The sequence below is a fragment of the Teichococcus wenyumeiae genome (genome assembly GCF_003696345.1).
In the GTDB taxonomy this organism is placed as follows: Bacteria; Pseudomonadota; Alphaproteobacteria; order Acetobacterales; family Acetobacteraceae; genus Pseudoroseomonas; species Pseudoroseomonas wenyumeiae.
In genome coordinates this window covers 132,877-155,224 of record NZ_RFLX01000010.1, presented here as the reverse complement: position 1 = coordinate 155,224, position 22,348 = coordinate 132,877, and the positions used below count along the sequence as shown (strand labels likewise).

At 68.8% G+C, this 22,348-nt stretch carries 21 protein-coding genes; 11 read left to right on the top strand and 10 right to left on the bottom strand.

Features of this window, described 5'->3' with window-relative positions:
- Window positions 1-36: 36 nt before the first annotated feature.
- The 6 genes from EBE87_RS14910 to EBE87_RS14885 are packed head-to-tail and all read left to right on the top strand — an operon-like array spanning window position 37 to window position 5,521.
- A complete protein-coding gene (locus tag EBE87_RS14910) occupies window positions 37-1,584 on the top strand; it encodes an ABC transporter ATP-binding protein (RefSeq protein ID WP_120636997.1) in 1,548 nt (515 codons plus the stop codon).
- Window positions 1,581-2,654, top strand: a complete 1,074-nt coding sequence (locus EBE87_RS14905) for an ABC transporter permease (protein ID WP_120636998.1) — start codon at window positions 1,581-1,583, stop codon at window positions 2,652-2,654. Before EBE87_RS14910 ends, EBE87_RS14905 begins: the two co-directional genes overlap by 4 nt.
- Window positions 2,654-3,622, top strand: a complete 969-nt coding sequence (locus EBE87_RS14900) for an ABC transporter permease (RefSeq protein ID WP_120636999.1) — start codon at window positions 2,654-2,656, stop codon at window positions 3,620-3,622. Before EBE87_RS14905 ends, EBE87_RS14900 begins: the two co-directional genes overlap by 1 nt.
- Complete coding sequence (locus tag EBE87_RS14895) at window positions 3,622-4,029, top strand: cytidine deaminase (protein WP_120637000.1); 408 nt, start codon at window positions 3,622-3,624, stop codon at window positions 4,027-4,029. Before EBE87_RS14900 ends, EBE87_RS14895 begins: the two co-directional genes overlap by 1 nt.
- Window positions 4,026-4,583 (top strand): nucleoside 2-deoxyribosyltransferase, encoded by a 558-nt coding sequence (locus tag EBE87_RS14890; protein WP_120637001.1) that lies wholly within the window; start codon window positions 4,026-4,028, stop codon window positions 4,581-4,583. Before EBE87_RS14895 ends, EBE87_RS14890 begins: the two co-directional genes overlap by 4 nt.
- Window positions 4,583-5,521 (top strand): nucleoside hydrolase, encoded by a 939-nt coding sequence (locus EBE87_RS14885; protein ID WP_120637002.1) that lies wholly within the window; start codon window positions 4,583-4,585, stop codon window positions 5,519-5,521. Before EBE87_RS14890 ends, EBE87_RS14885 begins: the two co-directional genes overlap by 1 nt.
- Window positions 5,522-5,545: 24 nt before the next feature.
- Here the strand turns inward: EBE87_RS14885 and EBE87_RS14880 are convergent, their stop codons facing one another.
- Complete coding sequence (locus EBE87_RS14880) at window positions 5,546-6,466, bottom strand: polysaccharide deacetylase family protein (RefSeq protein WP_120637003.1); 921 nt, start codon at window positions 6,464-6,466, stop codon at window positions 5,546-5,548.
- A gap of 14 nt (window positions 6,467-6,480) precedes the next feature.
- Window positions 6,481-7,503, bottom strand: a complete 1,023-nt coding sequence (locus tag EBE87_RS14875; RefSeq protein ID WP_120637004.1) for a ketopantoate reductase family protein — start codon at window positions 7,501-7,503, stop codon at window positions 6,481-6,483.
- Window positions 7,504-7,606: 103 nt separating this feature from the next.
- On the opposite strand from EBE87_RS14875, the gene EBE87_RS14870 reads away from it, so the two are divergent.
- The 4 genes from EBE87_RS14870 to EBE87_RS14855 all read left to right on the top strand — a co-directional run bounded on the left by EBE87_RS14870 (window position 7,607) and on the right by EBE87_RS14855 (window position 11,269).
- Window positions 7,607-8,311 (top strand): GntR family transcriptional regulator, encoded by a 705-nt coding sequence (locus EBE87_RS14870; protein WP_120637005.1) that lies wholly within the window; start codon window positions 7,607-7,609, stop codon window positions 8,309-8,311.
- Window positions 8,308-9,066 carry an SDR family NAD(P)-dependent oxidoreductase gene (locus EBE87_RS14865; RefSeq protein WP_120637006.1) on the top strand — a complete coding sequence of 253 codons (759 nt, stop codon included), beginning with the start codon at window positions 8,308-8,310 and terminating at the stop codon, window positions 9,064-9,066. Before EBE87_RS14870 ends, EBE87_RS14865 begins: the two co-directional genes overlap by 4 nt.
- 69 nt (window positions 9,067-9,135) lie before the next feature.
- Window positions 9,136-10,152, top strand: coding sequence for a Bug family tripartite tricarboxylate transporter substrate binding protein (locus EBE87_RS14860; protein ID WP_120637007.1), 1,017 nt, complete (start codon window positions 9,136-9,138; stop codon window positions 10,150-10,152).
- An 85-nt stretch (window positions 10,153-10,237) separates the two neighbouring features.
- Entirely contained in the window at window positions 10,238-11,269 is a 1,032-nt protein-coding gene (locus EBE87_RS14855; RefSeq protein ID WP_120637008.1) for an LLM class flavin-dependent oxidoreductase, read from the top strand.
- On the opposite strand, the gene EBE87_RS14850 is transcribed toward EBE87_RS14855, so the two are convergent.
- From EBE87_RS14850 to EBE87_RS14840, 3 genes are all read right to left on the bottom strand, one after another.
- The gene (locus tag EBE87_RS14850; RefSeq protein WP_233553074.1) at window positions 11,266-13,041 is read right to left on the bottom strand and encodes an ABC transporter transmembrane domain-containing protein; all 1,776 of its coding nucleotides are present in this window, start codon (window positions 13,039-13,041) and stop codon (window positions 11,266-11,268) included. The genes EBE87_RS14855 and EBE87_RS14850 overlap by 4 nt on opposite strands.
- 6 nt (window positions 13,042-13,047) lie before the next feature.
- Complete coding sequence (locus EBE87_RS14845) at window positions 13,048-14,394, bottom strand: hypothetical protein (RefSeq protein WP_120637009.1); 1,347 nt, start codon at window positions 14,392-14,394, stop codon at window positions 13,048-13,050.
- Between the two features lie 84 nt (window positions 14,395-14,478).
- On the bottom strand, window positions 14,479-15,378 hold the full coding sequence (locus tag EBE87_RS14840) for a GntR family transcriptional regulator (protein WP_120637010.1): 900 nt from the start codon (window positions 15,376-15,378) through the stop codon (window positions 14,479-14,481).
- A 302-nt stretch (window positions 15,379-15,680) separates the two neighbouring features.
- On the opposite strand from EBE87_RS14840, the gene EBE87_RS14835 reads away from it, so the two are divergent.
- Window positions 15,681-16,682, top strand: coding sequence for a zinc-binding alcohol dehydrogenase family protein (locus EBE87_RS14835; RefSeq protein ID WP_199707144.1), 1,002 nt, complete (start codon window positions 15,681-15,683; stop codon window positions 16,680-16,682).
- Window positions 16,683-16,732: 50 nt separating this feature from the next.
- On the opposite strand, the gene EBE87_RS14830 is transcribed toward EBE87_RS14835, so the two are convergent.
- Genes EBE87_RS14830 through EBE87_RS14810 form a run of 5 tightly spaced genes read right to left on the bottom strand, consistent with a single transcriptional unit; the run spans window position 16,733 to window position 22,269 of the window.
- Entirely contained in the window at window positions 16,733-18,313 is a 1,581-nt protein-coding gene (locus tag EBE87_RS14830) for an ABC transporter substrate-binding protein (protein WP_120637011.1), read from the bottom strand.
- 17 nt (window positions 18,314-18,330) lie between these two features.
- On the bottom strand, window positions 18,331-19,911 hold the full coding sequence (locus EBE87_RS14825; RefSeq protein ID WP_120637012.1) for an ABC transporter substrate-binding protein: 1,581 nt from the start codon (window positions 19,909-19,911) through the stop codon (window positions 18,331-18,333).
- Between the two features lie 32 nt (window positions 19,912-19,943).
- Window positions 19,944-20,459: a nuclear transport factor 2 family protein gene (locus EBE87_RS14820; RefSeq protein ID WP_120637013.1), complete on the bottom strand. Its 516-nt coding sequence runs from the start codon at window positions 20,457-20,459 to the stop codon at window positions 19,944-19,946.
- 8 nt (window positions 20,460-20,467) lie between these two features.
- Window positions 20,468-21,574 carry an NADH:flavin oxidoreductase/NADH oxidase gene (locus EBE87_RS14815; protein ID WP_233553075.1) on the bottom strand — a complete coding sequence of 369 codons (1,107 nt, stop codon included), beginning with the start codon at window positions 21,572-21,574 and terminating at the stop codon, window positions 20,468-20,470.
- Window positions 21,574-22,269, bottom strand: a complete 696-nt coding sequence (locus tag EBE87_RS14810; protein WP_120637014.1) for a hypothetical protein — start codon at window positions 22,267-22,269, stop codon at window positions 21,574-21,576. Before EBE87_RS14810 ends, EBE87_RS14815 begins: the two co-directional genes overlap by 1 nt.
- Window positions 22,270-22,348: the final 79 nt, after the last annotated feature.

Below are 22,348 nucleotides of genomic sequence, written 5' to 3'. Positions count from 1 at the left end.
GCATGACTACATGAGCAACAATTCCTGCCCGAACTGATGGCCGCTTCGGACGCGGCGGCTCCCGCCATCGAGTTGGTCGGCATCGACAAGCGCTTCGGCGCCGTCCATGCCAATCGCGCGGTGGACCTTGTGGTCCGCCGCGGCCATATCCACGGCATCATCGGCGAGAATGGCGCCGGCAAGTCGACACTGATGGCCATCCTGCATGGCTTCTATCAGGCCGATGCCGGCACCATCCGTGTGAACGGGCATGAGGCCACGATCCGCGACAGCCGCGACGCCATCCGCCTCGGGATTGAGATGGTGCACCAGCACTTCATGCTGGTGGAGCGTTTCACGGTGCTGGAAAATGTCATGCTCGGCGCCGAGGGCGGCGCCAGGCTGGCTCCCGGTGCAGCCAGGGCGCGGGCGGAACTCAGCCGCCTCGGCGAGGCTTACGGGCTGACGGTGGACCCCGATGCGCGCATCGAGGACCTACCCGTCGGCGCGCAGCAGCGCGTGGAGATCCTGAAGGCGCTGTATCGCGGCGCCGAGGTATTGATTTTGGACGAGCCCACCGGCGTGCTGACGCCGCAGGAGGCGGATGACCTGTTCCGCGTGCTGCGCGCGCTGCGGGACCAGGGCCGCACGGTGCTGCTGATCACGCACAAGCTGCGCGAGATCATGGCCATCACGGACCGGGTTTCCGTGATGCGTGCCGGGCAGATGGTGGCGCACCGGAACACGGCGGAAACCTCCATCGCCGAACTGGGGGAGCTAATGATCGGCCGCCGCCTTTCCGCCCCGGCCCCCCGCCCGGCGCCACGGCTGGGTGAGACGCTGCTGGAAGCTCGTGGCCTTTCCCTGCGTGACGCCGCGGGGGTGGAGCGGGTGAAGGGTGTCGATCTGGCACTGCGAGGCGGTGAGATACTCGGCATCGCTGGCGTGGCCGGGAACGGGCAGGGGGAGCTGCTGGAGGCCCTTGCCGGCATGCGAACCCCTTCGGCCGGCGAGATCCGACTGAACGGCCGCACCGTCTTCCCGGGCCGCGACTTCAATGCCGCCAGCCTGCGCCGCCAGCGCCTGGGCCATGTGCCAGAGGACCGGCTGCGCAGCGGGTTGGTGCGTACCGCGCGCGCGGCGGAGACCGCCATTTTGGGCTACCAGCACGACCCTGCCTATCGCACCGGGCTCGGCCTGCTGTCGCACGACAAGATCCTGGCGCATGGCGCGCGGCTGATGCGGGATTACGACGTGCGGCCGGCCGACCCCTCGCTGCGTTCCTCCCTCTTCTCCGGCGGCAACCAGCAGAAGCTGATCCTGGGGCGGGAAATTGAGCGCGACCCGGCGGTGCTGCTGGTGGGGCAGCCCACGCGCGGTGTCGACATCGGCGGCATCGACGCCATTCATCAGCGCCTGCTGGCCTGCCGCGCGGCGGGCAAGGCGGTGCTGGTGGTCTCGGTGGAACTCGACGAGATCCTGGCGCTGGCTGACCGTATTCTGGTGATGTTCGATGGACGGATCATGGGTGAGCTGACGGCGGCCGAGGCCACGGAGCAGCGCCTGGGCCTGCTGATGGCCGGCGTGCAGGACGTGGCAGCATGAACGCGGCCTTGCCCCGCTGGGCCGACCTGATCCTGCTGCCGCTGATCAACCTGCTGCTGGCCCTCGGGCTAACGGCGCTGATCGTGCTGGCCACCGGCTCCGACCCCGTGGCGGCGCTGACGGCGCTGGCGGTGGGCAGCCTCGGTTCCGCCGATGCCATCGGCTATACGCTCTACTACGCCACCAACATGGCTTTCACCGGCCTCGCGGTGGCTGTGGCTTTTCAGGGTGGGCTGTTCAATATCGGCGCGGAAGGGCAGGCCTATCTGGCCGGGCTCGGCGTCGCACTGGCGGCGCTGAACCTGGAGTTCCTGCCGCCGGCGCTGCTGGTGCCGCTGGCCATTCTGGCCGGCGCGGGCTTCGGCGCCTTCTGGGCTGCCATCCCGGGCTGGCTGCAGGCGAAGCGCGGCAGCCACATCGTCATCACCACCATCATGTTCAACTTCCTGGCCGCGTCGCTGATGGTCTACCTGATCGTCAATGTGCTGATCGCACCGGGCTCCATGTCGCCTGAGACGCGGCGCTTCACCACCGCGGCGGACCTGCCGGGGCTGGCATCCTTCGGCTTCCCCTCCTCGGCGCCGGTGAACCTTGCACTGGTGCTGGCACTGCTGGCGGCCGGCGGCGTCTGGCTGCTGATCTGGCGAACGCCCTGGGGCTATGCCCTGCGCGTGATGGGCGAAAGCCCGGAGGTCGCCCGCTACGCCGGCATCGACCAAGGGCGGATGACGGTGCTGGTCATGGCGCTTTCCGGCGCCCTGGCCGGGGGCGTGGCGGTGAACGAGCTGCTGGGCGCGCAGCACAAGCTGCTGCTGGGCTTCACAGGTGGCTATGGCTTCACAGGCATCGCGGTGGCGCTGATGGGGCGCAACCATCCCGGCGGCGTGCTGCTGTCGGCGCTGCTCTTCGGCGCGCTGACCCAGGGCGGCGCCGAGATGGCCTTCGAGGTACCGGACGTGCCTTCCGAGATCGTGGTGCTGATCCAGGGGCTGGTGATCCTCTTCGCCGGGGCGCTCGGCAATATGCTGCGCCCGGGCCTCTCCCGCCTGCTGCAGCGAAAGCCGGCGTGATGGAGGGCTTCGACCTCATCCCCATCCTGGCCGCCACGCTGCGCGTCGCCACGCCGCTGCTGCTGGCGGCGCTGGCCGGGTTGTTCTCGGAACGCTCCGGCATCATCGACGTGGGGCTGGAAGGCAAGATGCTGGTGGCGGCCTTCGCCGCTGCGGCGGCGGCCTCCGTCAGCGGCAATGTCTTCCTGGGCCTGCTGGCGGGTATCGGCGCTTCCTGCCTGCTGGGGCTGGTGCATGCCTATGCCTGCGTCACGCTGCGTGGCTCCCAGGTCGTGTCCGGCATGGCCATCAACATCGTCGCCTCGGGTCTGACGGCGACGCTGGCGCTGGCCTGGTTCTCCATGGGCGGGCAGACGCCGCCGCTGCCTGCCAGCGCGCGCTTCCTGCCCATCACCCTGCCGGGCAGCGAGGCGCTGGCGGGCGTGCCGGTGCTGGGCCGCGTTTATGCCGCGCTGATCGGCGGGCAGACGGCACTGGTCTATCTGGCGCTGCTGCTGGTGCCGCTCTCCGCCTGGGTGCTCTACCGCAGCCGCTTCGGGCTGCGCCTGCGCGCCTGTGGCGAACACCCGGCGGCCATCGACACCGCCGGCATCTCCGTGGCCCGGTTGCGCTATGCGGGGGTGCTGATTGCTTCCGTGCTCTGCGGCGTGGCGGGGGCCTATATCGCCACGGCCCAGGGTGCCGGCTTCCAGCGGGACATGATCGCCGGGCGCGGCTATATCGCGCTGGCGGCCATGATCCTGGGCGGCTGGCGCCCCTGGCCGATCCTGCTGGCCTGCCTGGCCTTCGGGCTGCTGGATGCGGTGGCCATCCGCCTGCAAGGCGTGGTGCTGCCTGGCATCGGCGCCTTCCCGGTGCAGGCCATCCAGGCCCTGCCTTACCTGCTGACGGTGGTGCTGCTGGCCGGCTTCGTCGGCCGGGCCATTCCGCCCAAGGCAAGCGGCACCCCATACGTAAAGGAACGCTGATGCCCGACGCGATCGTCGAAGCCGCACTGGCCGCCCGCTCCCGCGCCTATGCCCCTTACTCCCGCTTCCTGGTGGGCGCCGCATTGCGGACGGAGGAGGGGGCCATCCATGCCGGCTGCAATGTCGAGAATGCCGCCTATCCCGAGGGCACCTGCGCCGAGGCTGGCGCCATCGCCGCCATGGTGCTGGCCGGCGGCCGACGTATCGCCGAGATCGTGGTGGCGGGCGGCGGCGAGATGCCCTGCACGCCCTGCGGCGGCTGCCGCCAGAAGATCCGCGAGTTCGCTGGGCCGGGCATGCCGGTACGGATGGTGGACCCCTCCGGCCAGCTGCTGCTGACCACAACGCTGGAGGCGCTGCTGCCACATTCCTTCGGCCCCGATAATCTGGCAGGGAGCGGCGCATGAAAGCCTATCTCGCCGGGCCGGATGTCTTCCTGCCGAATGCCGTCGAACATGCCCGCCGCAAGGTGGAGATCTGCGCCCGCCTGGGCTTCGAAGGCCAGCCGCCCTTGAACGAGGATGTCGCCGCCCTCTCCAGCATGGCCGAGGAGGAGGCCTGGCAGACCATCTACCGCAAGGATGTGGCGATGATGGAGGCCTGCGACATCGTCATCGCCAACCTCACGCCCTTCCGAGGCATTTCCGCCGACAGCGGCACGTTGGTCGAGATCGGCTGGTTCCTGGGGCGCGGGAAGCCGGTTTTCGGCTATTCCAACAGTGCCGCCTCCTTCGCCGAGCGCTGCCGCGCCTATGCAGCCGCCTTGCCGGACCCGATCCCCGGTCTCAGCGTCGAAGGCTTCGGCCTGCCGGACAACCTGATGATTCCTGGTGCCGTGTTGCAGGCCGGCGGCCACCCGATGGTGGTGCCCGCCGATGGGCAGGACCGCCCTTTCGATTCACTGGAGATGTTCGAGGCCTGCGCCATCCTGGCGGCGCGCCACCTGGGGAAGGCTGGCTGATGCGCCGGATCATCATCGACACCGATCCCGGCAAGGACGATGCTGTGGCCATCCTGCTGGCGCTGGCGGCGCCGGAAGAATTGGAACTGGTCTCCGTCACCACCGTAGCCGGCAATGTGCCGCTCTCCCGCACCACGGCCAATGCCCTGGCGCTGCTGGAACTGGGCGGGCGACCCGGCGTGCCGGTCTTCCCCGGCTGCGCGCGTCCGATGATCCGCCCGCCCGTCACCGCCGAGCATGTGCATGGCGAAACCGGATTGCAGGGCCTGGTGCTGCCGGATGCCCAGGCGCCCGCACAACGACAGCACGCGGTGGACCATCTGATCGAGGTGCTGCTGCGCGAGCCCGCCGGCAGCATCACCCTTTGCCTGCTGGGCCCCGCCACCAACTTCGCCATGGCGCTGGTGAAGGCGCCGGAGATCGCGCCGCGTATTGGCGAGGTGGTGTGGATGGCCGGCGCGCGCAGCGAGGGCGGCAATGTCAGCCCCGCCGCTGAATACAACGTTTACGCGGACCCGGAAGCCGCCGCCGTGCTGCTGGACAGCGGCGTGCTGCTGACCATGCTGCCGCTGGACCTGACGCATCAGGTACTGATGACACGCGACCGCCTGCTGGCGCTGCGAAAGGTCGGCACCGCGGCCGCCCGTGCCGTAGCTGTGATGTTCGGCGACGCCGATGGCAATCCGCAGCGGGAACGCGAGAAGGACGGCATCCCGCTGCACGACCCCTGCGTCATCGCACATCTGCTGGACCCCGAGCTCTTTAAGGGGCGCCGGATCAATGTGGCGGTGGAAACGGCCAGCCCCATCTCGCTGGGCATGAGCGTGGCTGACTGGTTCCATGTCACCGGCCGGCCGCAGAACGCGCTCTGGCTGAACGAGGCGGATGCGGACCGCTTCTTCAACCTGCTCTTCACGCGGCTGGCCCGGCTGCCTTAGCGCCGGGCCGCCGCGCGGCGCCGGTCAGGCGGCCGGCGCTTCCGCATTCTCCTTGCACCAGGCTGCAACTTCGGCATGGGTGGCGAACCAGCAGTCGCCCTTGGCCTTGGCGGCGGCGATCACCTTTTCCAGCACCGGCATGCGGCTGCGGTGGCCGATATGATGCGGGTGCATCGTCAGCAGGAAGAGCCCGCCCTCGGCATGGGCGCCTTCCAGCTCCCCCAGGAAGACCTCGGCCACGCTGGAGGGCGGCGTATAGGGACGCAGCCCACCAAAGCGGTTCATGTTGAAGTAGACAGCGTCGTCACGAATCCATTCTGGCGGCAGCTCGACAATGCCGGTCGGCGTGCCGCCCGAGTTCAGCTCGTAGGGATCGTCATCGGCCATCAGGCTGCTGTCGTAGAGCAGGCCCATTTCCCGGATGATGTCCAGCGTGCGCAGGGAAAAATCCCAGCTCGCCGTGCGCATGCCAACGGGGCGCTGGCCCGTCACCTTCTCCAGCGTCTCGGCGGCACGGAAGGCGAGGTCGCGCTCGACCTCATAGGGCAGCACCGTGTTGCGCTCATGAATCCAGGAATGGATGCCGATCTCGTGGCCTTCCTCGGCCACGCCGCGCGCTTCATCCGGATGCAGCAGGGCGGCGACGGCGGGGTAGAAGAAGGTGGCCTTCACGCCTTCCCGCGCCAGAAGCTGGCGGATGCGGGGCACACCCTGGCGCGCGCCATACTGCCCCTGGCTGATGCGCATGGGGCTCTCATCGGAATCACGCAGCGGGATGGTCTCGTGATCCGCGTCAAAGGAGAGCGCGACGGCGCAGCGCGCGCCGTTCGGCCAGGCGCGCGGGCGCAGGCTGCGGCCGGCCCGGGCGCGCTCGACCACACCACGCCAGGTGGGCTCGGGCCAGTCCCAGGGATCGCCGGCGGGGTGCTTCTTGCCTTCGGACATTGGTGTCCTTCCTCTTACTGCTGCTGGGCGACGCGGGTGAGCACGTCGGCGGCATCCTGCCCGATGGCACGGCGCCCCTGTTCAATCTCGCCGATCAGCTCCACCAGCTTGTCGGCGATGGGCGTGCCCAGGCCATGGGCGCGGGCGGCGGCACGCACCGGCGCGAGCTGCGCCGCCACGTCGGTCTGCCGCTTGCGCACGGCCAGGTCGCGCCAGATGCCGCTGCGGGGCTTGGCGGAGCCGCGGTTGAAGGCCACCATCTGCTGCATCGAGGCCTCGATGGCCACCTCGTCGCGCTTCATGAATGCGATGGGGTCGAAGCCATCGAAGCCCAGCGGCGTCACGCCCTTGGCCGCCGCGACAGCCAGGATCTCCTGCACCAGCCGCAGGATCAGCACGCGGCGGGCCGGGGCGGCGATGAAGTCGGCAATGGTGTCGTCTGTCAGCGCCGAGGCCTTCAGGATGGCGCCATAGCCTGCCTTGCCCCAGAGATAGCCGAAGACATTATCGCTCAGCACGGCATCTTCGTCGAAGTCCTGCAGCATGCGGTGCAGCGCTTCCAGGCGCGGCGTCCGGCTGCCATCCAGCTCGCCCACCACCACGGCGCCGCGCTTGGCGTAGCTGATGTGGCCGGGGCCCATGTAGTCGGCATAGAAGTTCACGAAGGCGCCGATCGTGCGCTGCCGGCCGGCGATCTCGGCGATGGTCAGCTCGTTCAGCCCGTTCTGGCAAGACACCACGGCACCGTCCTCGGCCAGGTGCGGCAGCAGCGCGCGCGTCGCCGCCTCGGTGTGATGCGCCTTCACGGCCAGGATGATCAGCTTGTGCTGGCCCTGGACCTGCTCCGGCAGCAGCGCCGGCCCGCCGATGGTGAAATCGACCACGGGGCCTTCGATGTGCAGCCGGCCGGCGGCGATGGCCTCCACATGTTCCGGCACCACGTCCACGAAGAGCACCTCGTGCCCCGCGCGGCGCAGGCAGGCACCGATCGTGCCGCCGATCGCCCCCGAACCCCAGATGACCACCGGTTCCGCCATGGCTGATTCCCCCTTCGGCTGAATGCCGCCCTGTCATCTGCCAGCCCGCCGGGGGCGTCAACCCGATTGACGGATTGTCTGACAATCTTTAACACTTCACGTTATGGATACCGCCAGCCTCCAGGTCGCCACACAGGTCGTGACGCTGCGCTCCGCGCTGGGCGACACGCTGCGCGCCGCGATCCTGTCCGGGCATTTCACGCCCGGGCAGCGGCTGGTGGAGCGTGAACTGTGCGAGCTGACCGGCGCCAGCCGCGCCTCAGTCCGCGAGACGCTGCGGCAGCTCGAGGCGGAAGGGCTGGTGGTGATGCGGCCGCATCGCGGCCCCTCCGTCACCGCTATCAGCGCCGAGGATGCCCGCCACCTCTTCGGTGTGCGCGGCGTGCTGCAGGGCTATGCCGCGAGGCTCTGCGCCGAGCTGCGCCCGCCGGCTGCCCTCGAAGCCATCAGCGATGCCACGGCGGAGCTTGAGGCGGCCGCCGCTGCGGCTGATACGCGCCGCATCGTCGCGGCGGGCGATGCCTTCCACCATGCCATCGCCGAAGGCAGCGGCAATCCGGTACTGCAGGGGATGTTCGTCTCCGTGCACAACCGCCTGGCGCTGCTGCGCAACCTGTCCATGGCGCGGCCGGCACGGGTGCGGGACGGCATCACCGCCTACCAGGCCATCCGCGATGCCATCCATGACGGCGATGCCCCGCGGGCCGAGGCACTTTGCATCCGCCACAACGATGCCGGGCTGACTACCGCGCTCCGCATCCTGGCGGAATCCGAGTCCAAGAATATAGGGGAGGCGAAAGCCGGATGACATTGGATTTCGAGGGGCGCGTCGTCGCCGTCACAGGTGCCGCCATGGGCTTTGGCCGCGCTATCGCCCGCAGCTTCGCGGTGCGGGGCGCGGAGGTCTATGCCACCGATATCGACGTCGCCGGCCTGGATGAGACGGCGCGGGAGCATGCCATCCGCACTGCCGTTGTGGACCTGACCGACCGCGCCGCCGCCGGCGCCTGGATCGGTGAGGTGGAGCGCCAGGCCGGCCGCGCCATCGACATCCTGGTCAACAATGCTGGCGGCATGATGGGCCAGCACCACCGCCCGGTGGAGGAAGTGCCCGATGCGGACTGGGACGCCATCATGGCGCTCAACGTCAATGCCAGCTTCGCCACCGTGCGCGCGGCCGCGCCGGGCATGAAGCGCGTGGGCGCCGGGCGCATCATCAATATCAGTTCCGGCGCCGCCTTCCGCCCCTCGCGCACCCGCATCCAGGCCTATGCCACGGCGAAGCACGCGGTGCTGGGGCTGACGCGGCAGCTGGCCATGGAGCTGGGCCCCTTCGGCATCACGGTGAACACCGTGGCACCCGGCCTGGTGCTGACCGATGCCGACAAGCAGGGCGGCTGGGACAGCATGGGCGAGGAGCGCCGCAAGGCCGCCCTGACCGGCATCGCCCTCGGCCGCCTGGGCGACGCGCAGGACATCGCGGATGCGACGATGTTCTTCGCCTCCGACCTCGCCAAATTCGTCAGCGGGCAGATCCTGCCCGTGAATGGCGGATCTTTCTGAATGCCACGCCGGCCGCAAGAGCCGGCGGGAACGCCTGACGCACCGCGACCTTGAGCAGGAGTGGATAGCATGACGAATACCTTCGCCGGCCGCCGCCTCGCGGCCACCACGCGCCGCGGGCTGATGGGCCTGACCGCCGCGACCCTGATGACGCCCGCCGTGTTGCGCGCGCAGACCGGCAACTGGCCGAACCGGCCCATCCGCGTCATCGTGCCTTTCGGCCCGGGCGGCGGCACCGATATCACGATGCGCCTGCTGACGCCGAAGCTGTCGGAGATCCTGGGCCAGACCATCGTGGTCGAGAACCGCCCCGGTGCCGGCAGCACGCTGGGTACCGACTTCGTGGCGAAGTCTGCGCCCGATGGCTACAACTTCGTGCTGGCGACCCTTTCCTCCACGGGTGTCGCCGCCGGCCTCTACAGCAAGCTGCCCTATGATCCGGTGAAGGATCTGACGGCGGTGGTGCCGACGAACTTCATTCCCATCTGCCACAGCGTCACCACCACGGGCCTCAAGGTGCGCGACACGGCGGACTGGATCGCGCAGCTGAAGGCGAACCCGAACAAGTTCTCCTATGGCAGCAGCGGCGTCGGCTCCACCGGCCATCTCGCCTCCGCCAGCTTCCTGCAGCGCATCGGCGCGCAGGCGGTGCACATTCCCTATCGCGGCGGCGGGCAGGTCTTCTCGGCCATGCTGGCTGGCGAGGTGCAGTTCAACAGCGACATTCCCAGCCTGATGCTGCCCTTCAACAAGGAAGGCCAGGTCAAGACGCTGTTCGTCGCGACGGATGAGCGTTCCAACCTGATGCCGGACGTGCCGACGGCGGCGGAAGTGGGCCTGCCCGGCTACAAGGCCTATTCCTGGTACGGCATCTTCGGGCCCGCCGGCCTGCCTTCCAACATCGTCGAGCGCATGAACGCCGCCGTCAACGAGGCGCTGGGCGATGCCACCGTGCAGCAGCGCCTGAACGAGATGGGCACCCCGGCCATGCGCGGCTACACGCCGGAACGCTTCGCCCAGTACGTGAAAAACGAAGTGGATGTCTGGGTGCCGATCGTGAAGGCTTCGGGCGCCACGGCGGACTGAGCCGCCGGCAGCGCCGCGCGGCGGGCCTCGACGTCCCCGCGCGGCGGTGCCATCTCTGCCGCCAGTCAATCCTGTGGAGGGTCGCTTGGCGCAGCAGCTTGAGATGGGGCTGGACAGCTTCGGCGATGTGACGGCGGGCGTGGATGGCCGGCTGCTGCCGCACGCCCAGGTCATCCGTGACGTGATCGCCGAGGCGGTGCTGGCCGATGAGGTCGGCGTCGACTTCATTGGGCTTGGCGAGCATCACCGCGAGGATTTCGCCATCTCCGCGCCGGAGGTGGTGCTGGCGGCCATCGCCGGCCGCACACGGCGCATCCGGCTGGGCTCGGCGGTGACGGTGCTCAGCTCCGATGACCCCGTGCGGGTCTTCCAGCGCTTCTCCACCCTTGATGCCGCCTCCGGCGGGCGGGCCGAGGTCATCCTGGGGCGCGGCTCCTTCACGGAATCCTTTCCGCTCTTCGGCTACGACCTGCAGCAGTATGAGACGCTGTTCGAGGAGAAGCTGGATCTCTTCGCCGCGCTGCTGACGCAGCAGCCGGTGACCTGGAGCGGCAGCACCCGCGCGGCCCTGACGGAGCAGCGCGTTTTCCCGCTGGTGGAGCAGGCGCCGCTGCGCACCTGGGTCGGCGTCGGCGGCAGCCCGAAATCGGTGGTGCGGGCGGCGCGCTACGGCCTGCCCTTGATGCTGGCCATCATTGGCGGCGACCCGGTGCGCTTCCGGCCTTTCGTGGACCTCTTCCACAAGGCCTGCGCCCAGTTCGGCGGGCCGGTGCCGCCTATCGGTGTCCATTCACACGGCTTCGTGGCGGAAAGCGATGCAGCGGCACGCGAGATCCTCTGGCCGCACTACAAGGCCATGCGCGACCGCATCGGCGCCGAGCGGGGGTGGCCGCCGCTGCAACCGGCGGAATTCGAGCGCGAGATCGAAGGCGGCTCGCTCTACCTCGGCGCGCCGGAGACGGTGGCCCGCAAGATCGTAAAGACGGCGCGGACGCTGGGGCTCTCCCGCTTCGACATGAAGTACAGCGCCGGGCCGCTGCCGCATGCGGCGATGATGCGCAGCATCGAACTCTACGGCAACAAGGTGATGCCGCTGGTGCGGGAGATGCTGGCCTAGGACAACTCGCCGAACTGCAGGGTGGCAAGGCGGGCATAAAGGCCGCCCTGCTGCACCAAGTCGTCATGCGTGCCGGTGGCGACGACGCGCCCGCCATCCAGCACCACGATGCGGTCGGCGCGGCGCACGGTGGCCAGGCGGTGCGCCACCACCAGCGTGGTGCGGCCGCGGGAGAGGGTGGCCAGCGCCTGCTGCACCGCCTGCTCCGATTCCGCGTCCAGCGCGCTGGTGGCTTCGTCCAGCAGCAGGATGGCAGGGTCGCGCAGGATGGCGCGGGCGATGGCCATGCGCTGCCGCTGCCCGCCGGAAAGCGTGACCCCCTTGGCGCCCAGATGCGTCGCCATGCCTTGCGGCAAGGCCTCGATGAAGCCTAGCGCGGCGGCGGCCTCGGCGGCGGCGCGGATCTCGGCAGGCGTGGCATCGGGGCGGCCATAGGCGATGTTGCTGGCGGCATCCGCGCTGAAGATCACCGGGTCCTGCGGCACGGCGCCGATGCAGGCGCGCAGCGCCGCCGGGTGCAGTTGCGCGATGTCGACGCCATCCACCAGGATGCGTCCTTGCTGCGGGTCGTAGAACCGTACCAGCAGTTGCAGCAACGTGGTCTTGCCGGCGCCGGAGGGGCCGACCAGCGCCACGGTCTCCCCCGGCTCCACCACCAGGGAGAAGTCGTCCAATGCCGGGTGGTCAGGCCGGGTGGGGTAGGTGAAGCGGATATTCTGGAACTCGATGCGGCCGCGCAGCGGGCTGGGCAGCGCCTGCGGCTGCTGGGGCGCGGTGATGGCGGGTGGCACCGCCAGCAGTTCCCGCAGCCGCTCCGCCGCGCCGGCGGCGCGCTGCACCTCGCCCCACAGCTCGCTGGCACTGGCGCCGGAGGAAGCCAGCAGCACCGCGTAGAAGACAAAGGCGGACAGGTCGCCCCCCGACATCTGCCCCGCCACCACATCCCGCCCACCGACCCAGAGGCTGAGGGTGATGGCACCGACACCCAGCAGGATCACCACCAGGATCTGCACGGCCCGGGTGCGGATGCGGCGCAGGGTGGCGGCGACGGCGGCCTCGCTTTCCTGCGCGAAGCGCGCCTGCTCCCGCGCCTCATGCGTGAAGACCTGCACGGTGCGGATGGCGTTGATCACTTCCTCCGCCCGGGCGCCGAGGTCCGCGACACGTTCCTGCGCCAGGCGGGAGAGCGCCTTCTCCCGCCGGCCGAAGAGGATGAGCGGCGCCACCACGAAGGGCACCACCACCGCCACCAGTCCTGCCAGCTTGGGGCTGGTATGCACCAGCAGGGCGAAGGCGCCCGCCACCATCAGCACGCTGCGCAGCCCCTGGGAGATCGCGGTGCCCACCAGGGTTTGCAGGATGCCGATATCGGCGGTGAGGCGGGAAAGGATGTCGCCGGTACGCGCCGTCTCGAAAAAGGCTGGCGAGAGGGTGAGGACGTGGTTGAAGACCGCGCGGCGGATATCGGCGGCAACCCGCTCCCCCAGCCAGGAGATGAGGAAGAAGCGCAGCGCCGTGGCCCCCGCCAGCCCGGCCACCACCGCGAACATGCCCAGCGCCGCCCGGTCCAGCGCCCCGGGGCCGGCATCGCCGAAGCCGGAATCGATCAGGTGCCGCAGCCCCTGGCCCAGCCCCAGCGTCAGCCCGGCCGCCGTCATCATGGCCAGCGCCGCGCCCAGTACCCGCCAGCGGTAGGGCCGCAGGAAGGGCAGCATCAGCCGCAGGGACAGCAGACCGGCCGGAATGGCGGGAGAGGCGGCGGGGCGGCGCACCGGCAGCTAGCGCCCGGGGGGCTGCGATACGAGCGGCACGAAGGTCCTCAGCAGTTCCGGCATCTCCGTCGCCGGGACCGGCAGTTGCCCGGCTTCCAGCGAGAGTTCATCCAGGAAGCGGCCGGCGCGGGTATAAAGCGCCAGCTGCAGCCGCTCTCCCTCCACCGTGGCGTGGCAGACCACTTCCTCGCCCAGCGCCTCGCTTCGCGCCATGTCCACGAAATCGCGGATCTCGGCCAGGCCGCTGGTCTGGTCGCTGGCCTCTTGCAGGAAGTCGGCGATCTCGGCCGTGGCTTCGGAGAAGGGCACCAGCGCCAGGGGCACGCAGCCATCGCCGGCCTCATAGGCGGCGGCGCGCCAGCGTTCGAAGACCTGGGCGCGGGCGGCCTCCTCGGGCGTTTCCTTGCCTTCCTCGGGCGGCTCGGGCAGGCCCTGGGCGACGATCTCCTCCCAGCTCGGGATGGCCCAGTCATATTGCAGGCCGACCAGCACGCCGAAGCCGCTCTCCTGCAACTGCGTAGGCTTGGCCGGGGGCAGGGCGGTCGGTTCCTCGCCCGCCACCATCTCGACCAGCACGCGGCGCAGCGCAGCGGGGGGCAGGGCGTCCAGCGCTTCCGGCGCGCGCCATTCCGGCAGGAAGCGCAGCTCCAGCTCCTCCGCCAGCGCGCCGGAGGTGATCAGGCTTTCGCCCAGGAAGACCGGGTCGGGCGGCGTGCCGGGCGGCAGCGCGACCGGCAAGGCCACCAGCGTCGCCCAGCCGGAAGGGCCGATACGGGCGCCCTCGGCCATCGCCAAAAGGTCGTGCGCCAGGTCCTGCGCCGCTTCCTCACCAAAGCGCGCACCGACCTTGCGGATGGCCTGGTCCAGCACGCCGTCGCGACCCGTGGCGATCAGCTCCTCCGCCAGTTCGTCGAACTCCTGCCCCTCCTCATCCGCGAAGGCGCGCATCAGCCGGTCGGCGAGGGTGCCGGAGGCCTTGCCGCGCCGGGGGGGCTTGGTGGGCTCGGGGGCCAGTCCAAGCGCCTGGAAGGCCGCGGGCCCTTGCAGCAGCCCCCGGTGGTTGCGCCAGGCGAGCCGGGCCTGCGGCGTATCGGCGCGCCCGTCCATCCAGCGGCGGAAGGCGGCACGGTCCGCCACCTGCACCAGAACCTCCACGCCTTCCTGCGCCAACTCGGCCGCCAGGGCGCGGTTGGTGGCAGCAATGGTCTCCAGAGGCCCGGCGCCGGGCCGCATGAGGTCCAGGGTATCGGCATCGGGGAAATGGGTGAGCACCACGGCGGCCATCCGGGGCGCCAGATCCCGCGCCAGGGCCAGGGCGTCTTCAATGGCCTGGGAGGCGGCGGCAGGGGACATGATGCGGAAACTCCAGCGCCGGCAAGGCGGTTGCCCCGCCTGTCTAGCCGGTTGCCGGTGCCGGCACCATGGCGGCCCGCTCCGTCACGGGGCCCGCGCCGCTTCCGCCCGCATGCCGGTGGAGAGCATCAAGGTCTCCCGCCCCGTGTTCAGATGCGCGCGGCAGCTGCGCTCCACCGCATCCAGATCCCGGCTGTGCAGCGCATCGATATAATCGAGATGCTGCAGGATCGCGAAACGGTTGCGCGCTTTCTCATCCACCTTGTTCCACTGATAGTGGTAATGAAAGATGATCGAGATGATGTGGTAGAATTCCATGACAAAGCGGTTTTCGGAGGCGTCATAGATCAGCCGGTGCAGCCGCTCGTCCAGCGCTGAGAAATCCCGGAAGCGTCCCTCGATATCCTGCAGCAGCGCGAGATGCTCGGCACGGATTTGCCGCAGTTCCACCCAGGCCGGCGCGCCGGGCTCCAGCGTGGCAAGGTGGCGCGCGGATCGAAGCTCGAAGATCTCGCGGATCTCGCAAAGCTCGGTGGCGAAGGCGCTGGTGATGCCGCGGAAGATCCAGGTGCTGTTGGGCCTCGCCTCCAGCAGGCCGTAATGCCGCAGACGTTGCAGGTAGCCACGAATGACCGTGGCCGAGACGCCGAACTGCCGCGACAGCTGCGTAACATTGACCGGCTGCCCTGGCCGGATGTCGGAATGCAGAATCCAGTTCATGAAGCGGAGCTCGACCAGCGCGGCAGCGGACTGGGTCTCGCCGGACGGGAAGAAATCCGCAGGCGCCGGTCGACGCAGGATGTGGCGGCCTTCCAGGAACCCGGCCTGTTGCAGGGCGGCGAGAACGGCGCGGATCGTGGTCCGGCTGCTCCTGAATTCCTGTGCCAATGCGGCTTCTGACCCCCTCAGTTCTTCAAGCATCGGGTCCTTCAGCCGCGCCAGCATGGCATTGTGGACCTGCTTGTAGACAGCCCTCGTCCGCATCGGCACTCCAGGGAGGGTTTATTAACACTGAAAAACCATTTGACCCGCACCTAAGGCGGCCACATCGTCAGGGTCAACAAAGCAAGAATTTTTATGCAGCGCGCCCCATGTCGCCGGCGGCTGGACAAGAGGCACTGCGGCACAGCGCGGTGAACGGATGGGCCCTTGCAGCGACAAGCTCGACAAGATCCACAAGGCACCCACTGGTGCCAGCCTGCCGCTGGGATGCTGCGACGACATGAGTGAGCCAGCCTTCGTGTAGGCGCCGCAATGACCGAGACGGGATGACGATGAAAGCCTTGATGATCGAGCAGGAGGGCCGCACGCGGTTCCACGACGTGGCCGTACCCGTGGCCGGGCCGGAGGATGTGCGGATCGCCGTGCGTCATGTCGGCCTTTGCGGCAGCGACCTGAATACCTTCCGTGGCCTGAACCCACTGGTGCAGCTGCCGCGCATTCCGGGCCACGAGATCGGGGGCGAGGTCATCGCGGCGGGCGCTTCGGTCTCGCCGGAGTTCAGGCCGGGCCGCCGCGTGATCGTCATGCCCTATACCAGCTGCGGGCACTGCGCCTCCTGCCGCAAGGGGCGCACCAATGCCTGCCGCTACAACCGCACCCTTGGCGTGCAGCAGGATGGCGGCCTGGCTGAGGAGATCGTGCTGCCGGCCAGCAAGCTGATCCTGAACGACACGCTGGCACCGCAGCATCTCGCGCTGGTGGAGCCGCTGTCCGTCGGCTTCCATGCCGTGGCGCGTGGCCGCGTGCAGAAGGGCGAGCGGATCGTGGTGCTGGGCTGCGGAATGATCGGCATGGGCGTTCTGATCGGCGCCGTGGCACGCGGCGCGGACGTCATCGCCGTGGATATGAGCCCGGAGAAGCTGGCGCTGGCCCGCCGCTTCGGCGCCGCGCATACCTTCGAGGCCGGCAAGGAAGACATCGTCGCCAAGGTCAGCGAGTTGACGGCGGATGACGGCGTGGACGTGGCCTTCGAGGCTGTGGGCACGCCGGCCACCTTCACGCAATGCGTGACGCTGGCCGGCTTTGCCGGGCGGGTGGTCTATGTCGGCTATTCCAAGGCGCCGGTGACCTATGAAACCCAGATGTTCAACCTGAAGGAGTTGGACATCATGGGCTCCCGCAACGCGACGCTGGAGGATTTCCATGCCGTCATCGCCTATCTGGAGCAGATCGGCGACAAGGCGGATGCGCTGATCTCCCGCATCATGCCCTTCGCGGAAGCCGAGGAAGCGCTGCCCTTCTGGGACAGCAACCGCGACACCCTGAAGGTGGTGGTGGCGCGGTGAGCAGGTTACGCCCGCGCCTGCGCGGCAGCTGAAAAGGTGAAGGGCGCGTTCTACGCGTCCTTCTTCACGTTCCAGAATACGGAATAACCCGGCACAATATCCTTCAAGCGCGTGCTATAGGCCGTGGCCTGGAAGAACTGCCCGGCAGGGATATAGGGCAGGTCCTCGAAGGCCTGCTGCTGGATCTGCCGCGCCAGGCGCTGCTGGCTGGCAAGGTCCGGCGCCATGAACCATTCATCCCGCAGCGCTTCCAGCTTCGGCAGGTCCGGCCAGCCGAACAGCGCGGCGGCACCATTGCCGCGGATCACGGACTGCACGGCCGGCGTTGCCATATCCAGGCCCGACAGCGCCGTCATGGCAGCGCTCCAGCCACCCCGCTCCACAGGCTCCTTGCTGGCGCGGCGGCTGATGAAGCTGCCCCAGTCCATGACCTGCGCATCCACATTCATGCCGGCGCGGCGCAGCATATCCGCTGCTACCTCGCCCAGGGTGCCGACAAAGGCAGGATCGGTGGCAAGCAGCAGCACCACGCGCTCGCCCTTGTAGCCAGCCGCCGCCAGGTCGCGCTTTACCTTGTCGTAGTCGCGCGGCCCCGTCAGCACCTCCAGCCCCGCATCATTCGCCATGGGCGTATCGGGCGTGAAGAAGCCGGTCGGCACATGCCACATGGCGGGGTCCGACCCCGCGACGGGGATGACGAAATCCTCCTGGTTCATGGCACCCAGCAGCGCCCGCCGGATGGCCGGGTTGTTGAAGGGCGGCTGCAGGTGATTCATGCGGAGGGCATTCAGGATGCCGGTGGATTCCTGCATCGCGACCTTGACGTTGCGCGCGCGGCGCAGCACCGGCACCAGGTCGTTCGCCACGTATTCCCACCAGTCCTGCTCGCCGCTCTGCAGGGCGGCCGCGGCGGTGGCGGGGTCGGTGATGGTGGTCCATTCCACCCGGTCCAGATGCACGACCTTGGGCCCGGCTGTCCATTCCGGCCTGCCGCCGGAACGCGGAACGTAATCGGCGTTCCGCGCATAGGCGGCGCGGGCACCGGAGACACGCTCATCCGCCAGGGAGCGGAAGGGGCCGGAGCCCACCATCTCCGTCACCTGGGTAAAGGCATCCGTGCGGGCCAGCCGTTCCGGCATCATCACCGGCAGCAGCGTCGGCAGTTTGCCCAATGCATCCGGCAGCAGCGGGAAGCGGCGCTTCAGGCGGAAGCGGATGGTCTTGTCGTCACCCGCCACCAGTTCGTCAGTGGCCGCCATCAGCGATTGCCCGAAGGGGTCACGCTTGCCCCAGCGCTGGATGCTGGCCACGCAGTCCCGCGCCAGCACAGGCTCCCCGTCGTGCCACTTCAGCCCGTCCCGCAGCGTCAGGCGCCAGGTCAGGCCATCATCCTCGGTGACATGACCTTCCACCATCTGCGGCGAGGCGCGGAAGCTGCCATCCTGGCCATAGAGCGTGTCGAAGACCATCAGCGCATGCGTGCGCGTTGCATAGACGGCGGCAAAGATCGGGTCGAGCACCGAAAGGTCATTCTGCGGAATGAACTTCAGCACGCGGCTACCCTGCGCCTGGGCGAGGGACGGCGCGGTGAGCCCCGCCGCGGAAACCCTCAGGAAATCACGACGGTTCATGGCAGAGAGCTTTCGGGTCAGGCGTTCTTGCGCACGTTCCAGAAGAGGGCATAGCCGCGCGGCACATCGCTCAGCTTGCGGCTATAGGCCGTGAGCTGGGAGAACTGGCCCACGGGCAGGTAGGGCACATCCTGGAAGGCCTGGAGCTGGATCTGCCGCGCGGCTTCCTGCTGCGCCTCCAGCGTCGGCGCCTGGAACCACTCGCCGCGCAACTGCTCGATACGCGGGCTGTCGGGCCAGCCGATCCAGGAATTCGCGCCGTTGCCGCGCAGCTGCGCCTGCACCGCCGGGTTCAGCATGTCGATGCCGGCCAGCGCGGTCATGAAGGCGCTCCAGCCGCCCTGTTCCACCGGGGCGCGGGTGGTGCGGCGGGTGATCATGGTGCCGAAGTCGCTGACCTGATAATCGACATTCATGCCGGCCCTTTGCAGCATGTCGGCACCGACATCGGCCAGGGACTTGACGAAGCTTGGGTCGGTGGCCGCCAGAAAGACGACCTTCTCGCCCTTGTAGCCGGCGGCTTTCAGGTCGCGCTTCACCTTGTCGTAGTCCGGGCTGGCGCTGATGGCGCCCATGCCGGCATCGCTGGCCAGCGGCGTGCCATGGGGAAAGAAGCCAGTCGGCACCTGGTACATCGACGGGTCATCCGTCGCGACCGCCGTCATGAAGTCCGTCTGGTTGATGGCGCCGAAGAGCGCGCGGCGGATGGCGGGGTTGTTGAAGGGTGGCTGCAGGTGGTTCAGCCGCATCAGGCAGAAGAGGCCGGAGGGGTCGAGCACCTCCACCTTCAGGTTCGGCGCCCGCTTCAGCAGCGGAATGAGGTCGGAGACCGCGTAGTTCCACCAATCCTGCTCGCCACTTTGCAGGGCGGCCGCGGCGGTGGCGGGATCGTTGATCACCGTCCATTCCACCCGGTCCACATGCACGACCTTGGGCCCGGCGGTCCAGTCCGAGGTGCCGCTGGGGCGCGGCACGTAATCCGCGAAACGCCCGTAGGCGACACGGGCGCCGGAGATCCGCTCATCCGGCAGGAAGCGGAAGGGGCCGGAGCCCACCATTTCCGTGACCTGTGTGAAGGCATCTGTCTTCGCCAGCCGCTCCGGCATCATCGCCGGGATCAGCGAGGGCAGCTTGCCCAGCGCCGCCGGCAGCATCGGGAAGGGGCGTTTCAGGCGGAACTGGATGGTCCTGTCATCTGGCGCCGAAAGCTCGTCCGTGGCGTCCAGCAGCGCCTGCCCGAACGGGTCGCGCTTGGCCCAGCGCTGGATGCTCGCCACGCAGTCCCGCGCCAGCACGCGCTCCCCATCATGCCACTTCAGCCCTTCGCGCAGCGTCAGCTTCCAGAGCTTGCCGTCGTTCTCGACGACATGCCCATCCACCATCTGCGGCGAAGCGCGGTACTGGCTGTCGGTGCCATAGAGCGTGTCGAACACCATGTTGGCGTGTTCGCGCGTGGCGTAGACGGTGGTCCAGATCGGGTCCAGCACCGTCAGGTCGGTCTGCGGAATGAAGCGCAGCACCCGGCTGCCCTGCGCGCGCCCGATCCGGGGCGCGGCGATGGCGGCGGAAAGTCCTGTCAGCAGCGTACGGCGCTTCATGACGATGCCTTTGCGTCAGAGGGAGGGGGGCTTCAGCGGTGCGTCCAGGGGCGGTCGAAAGGCGTCAGGAACTTGTAATGGACAACATAGTTCTTCAGGCGCCAGCCGGCGGGCGTGCGGATGTAGTCATCCTCGCTGACGGCCGACATCCACATGGCGGTGTTGGTGTCCACGGCCGTGCAGGGCTCCCAGAGCATCCAGCGGGCATGGGCGCGGTCGCCGTCGACCTCGATCACCGGGTTGACGTAGTAGTGCATGGCGAAGGTCCAGGTGCTGATGCGCAGCCGCTGGAAAATGGCCTCGCGTCCCTGGATCGGCGGCTCGCCATTGGGGGAACCACCCCAGACCGCGTCCTCGGCGAAGACGCGCTCCACCATCGGGCGCACGGCGGCGTCGATCTCCTCCTGCGGCCTGGCCACATGGTCCTTGGTGAACTTATCGTCGCAGACCTGCGCGTAATAGGCCTTCATCCAGCGGATCTCTTCCGCGTCCTCCAGCATCTGCAGTCGCCGGGCGGGGTCGAGCTGCTTGCGGGCTGCGAAGTCCATGGCGGCATTCACCGTGCGTAGGAGGGGATGTCGGCGCGGGTGGCGGCGCGCGAATAGGGGAAGGGCACCTCGATCCTCACGCCCAGTTCCTCGGCCGCGTGCCAGGGCCAGCGCGGATCGTTGAGGAAGCCGCGCCCGATGGCCACCATATCGGCCTGGCCGGAGGCGATGATGGCCTCCGCATGCGCGGGCTCGCGGATCAGCCCGACGGCCATGGTGGGCATCACCGCGCCATCCTTGACCCTGCTGGCGAAGCGCACCTGATAGCCCGGGCCGCTAGGGATCTTCGCGAAGCCATTGCCGCCTGAGGAGATATCCGCATAGTCGCAGCCGCGCGCCGCCAGCGCCTGGCCGAAGAGCACGGCTTCCTCGGTGCTGATGCCGCGCTCGTCCCAGTCGGTGCCGTTGAAGCGCACGCCCAGGGGCTTGTGCTCCGGCCATGCAGCGCGGACCGCCTCGAACACCTCCAGCGGGAAGCGCATGCGGTTCTCGAGGCTGCCGCCATAGGAATCGTGGCGCTGGTTGGCGAGCGGGGAAAGGAAGCTGCTGATCAGGTAGCCGTGCGCGCCATGGATCTCCAACAGGTCGATGCCCAGCCTCTCGCAACGCACCGTGGCCTGGACAAAGGCGGCGCTGACCTCGTCCATGTCCTGCCGGTCCATTTCCTTTGGCGCGGGCCAATCGGCCGCGAAGGGCAGGGGCGAGGGGCCGATGGTCTGCCAGCCGCCCTCGGCTTCCGTGGCATGGCCGCGCCCCTGGCCATCGGCCGGGTTGCGCAGGGAGCCCTTGCGGCCGGCATGGCCAAGCTGCAGCCCGATCGGCATCTTGCTGTATTTGCGCGCCACCTCCAGCACGCGGGCCAGTGCTGCCTCGTTCTCGTCATTGTAAAGGCCGAGGCATTCCGGGGTGATGCGGCCGCGCGGCTCCACGCCCGTCGCCTCGATGATCAGCAGGCCGGCGCCGGAGAGTGCCAGATGGCCCAGATGGATCAGGTGCCAGTCCGTGGCATTGCCGTTCTCGGCGCTGAACTCGCACATGGGCGCGATGACGATGCGGTTGGGCAGCGTCAGCCCGCGCAACTGGATGGGAGAGAAAAGCTGGCTGGCCATGGTCATCAACGTCCCGCTGCTGCGACGCGGCGGGCGACTTCCGCCTTAAGCGCCGGGTTATTCGCCCAAGGGTAGAGGCGGCATCCTGTGAAGCCCTGCGCCGTGTCGATATCCGCGCGCAGCCAGTCGGGCAGGGCGTTCAGCAAGGCCTGCTCCTCTGGCGGCCGGTCTGGCCATTCCAGCACCAGCGCCAGCGGTGGGCGGAAGGACGTGCCGGTCGGCGCATCCTTGCCCCGGTGCAGCAACCGCACCTGCGCCGCACCCAGGGCCGCCGCGCCGGATTCCTCCAGCCACGCGGCGAGCCTCGCTTCGCTGCCCTCATCCCCGGCGAAGCGCCAGATCGTGATCCAGTCGGCATCCAGGGGGGCATCCGGGGCGCGGGAGGGCAATGGAGTCCGCGCGTGGTGGACGTAGACGGTGCGGGTATTCTCCACCTCCGCCAGCACCTTGGGGCGGTAGGGCTCGGTGAAGACGATGCCGCGGTAGCGTTCGAAGGCCGGGGCCTCGAACATGCTCCAGTCGTCCGCCTGATAGATATCGACCACCGACATGCCGCCGGAGACGGCGAGATAGGAGGTGCAGTTGTTGAAGCCGGCCTGGAACAGGTGCGGTGCATGCACCGTCGCGTACCATTCCGCGAATTCGGGAAGGTCCTTGTCGGGAAGCGATACTTCGACGACGTAGAAAATGCTCTCGGCCACACCACCCCCTTGGCGCCGGCCTCGCCGGCATGGCGCAGGGCGGTCGCGCGAAAGATATCCGTCAAGCCTGGCTTCAGTG

Coding starts and splice junctions, on each gene's coding strand:
- EBE87_RS14910 (WP_120636997.1), top strand. CDS start 37: ATGGCCGCTTCGGACGCGGCGGCTCCCGCCATCGAGTTGGTCGGCATC.
- EBE87_RS14905 (WP_120636998.1), top strand. CDS start 1,581: ATGAACGCGGCCTTGCCCCGCTGGGCCGACCTGATCCTGCTGCCGCTG.
- EBE87_RS14900 (WP_120636999.1), top strand. CDS start 2,654: ATGGAGGGCTTCGACCTCATCCCCATCCTGGCCGCCACGCTGCGCGTC.
- EBE87_RS14895 (WP_120637000.1), top strand. CDS start 3,622: ATGCCCGACGCGATCGTCGAAGCCGCACTGGCCGCCCGCTCCCGCGCC.
- EBE87_RS14890 (WP_120637001.1), top strand. CDS start 4,026: ATGAAAGCCTATCTCGCCGGGCCGGATGTCTTCCTGCCGAATGCCGTC.
- EBE87_RS14885 (WP_120637002.1), top strand. CDS start 4,583: ATGCGCCGGATCATCATCGACACCGATCCCGGCAAGGACGATGCTGTG.
- EBE87_RS14880 (WP_120637003.1), bottom strand. CDS start 6,466: ATGTCCGAAGGCAAGAAGCACCCCGCCGGCGATCCCTGGGACTGGCCC.
- EBE87_RS14875 (WP_120637004.1), bottom strand. CDS start 7,503: ATGGCGGAACCGGTGGTCATCTGGGGTTCGGGGGCGATCGGCGGCACG.
- EBE87_RS14870 (WP_120637005.1), top strand. CDS start 7,607: ATGGATACCGCCAGCCTCCAGGTCGCCACACAGGTCGTGACGCTGCGC.
- EBE87_RS14865 (WP_120637006.1), top strand. CDS start 8,308: ATGACATTGGATTTCGAGGGGCGCGTCGTCGCCGTCACAGGTGCCGCC.
- EBE87_RS14860 (WP_120637007.1), top strand. CDS start 9,136: ATGACGAATACCTTCGCCGGCCGCCGCCTCGCGGCCACCACGCGCCGC.
- EBE87_RS14845 (WP_120637009.1), bottom strand. CDS start 14,394: ATGTCCCCTGCCGCCGCCTCCCAGGCCATTGAAGACGCCCTGGCCCTG.
- EBE87_RS14840 (WP_120637010.1), bottom strand. CDS start 15,378: ATGCGGACGAGGGCTGTCTACAAGCAGGTCCACAATGCCATGCTGGCG.
- EBE87_RS14835 (WP_199707144.1), top strand. CDS start 15,681: ATGATCGAGCAGGAGGGCCGCACGCGGTTCCACGACGTGGCCGTACCC.
- EBE87_RS14830 (WP_120637011.1), bottom strand. CDS start 18,313: ATGAACCGTCGTGATTTCCTGAGGGTTTCCGCGGCGGGGCTCACCGCG.
- EBE87_RS14825 (WP_120637012.1), bottom strand. CDS start 19,911: ATGAAGCGCCGTACGCTGCTGACAGGACTTTCCGCCGCCATCGCCGCG.
- EBE87_RS14820 (WP_120637013.1), bottom strand. CDS start 20,459: ATGGACTTCGCAGCCCGCAAGCAGCTCGACCCCGCCCGGCGACTGCAG.
- EBE87_RS14815 (WP_233553075.1), bottom strand. CDS start 21,574: ATGACCATGGCCAGCCAGCTTTTCTCTCCCATCCAGTTGCGCGGGCTG.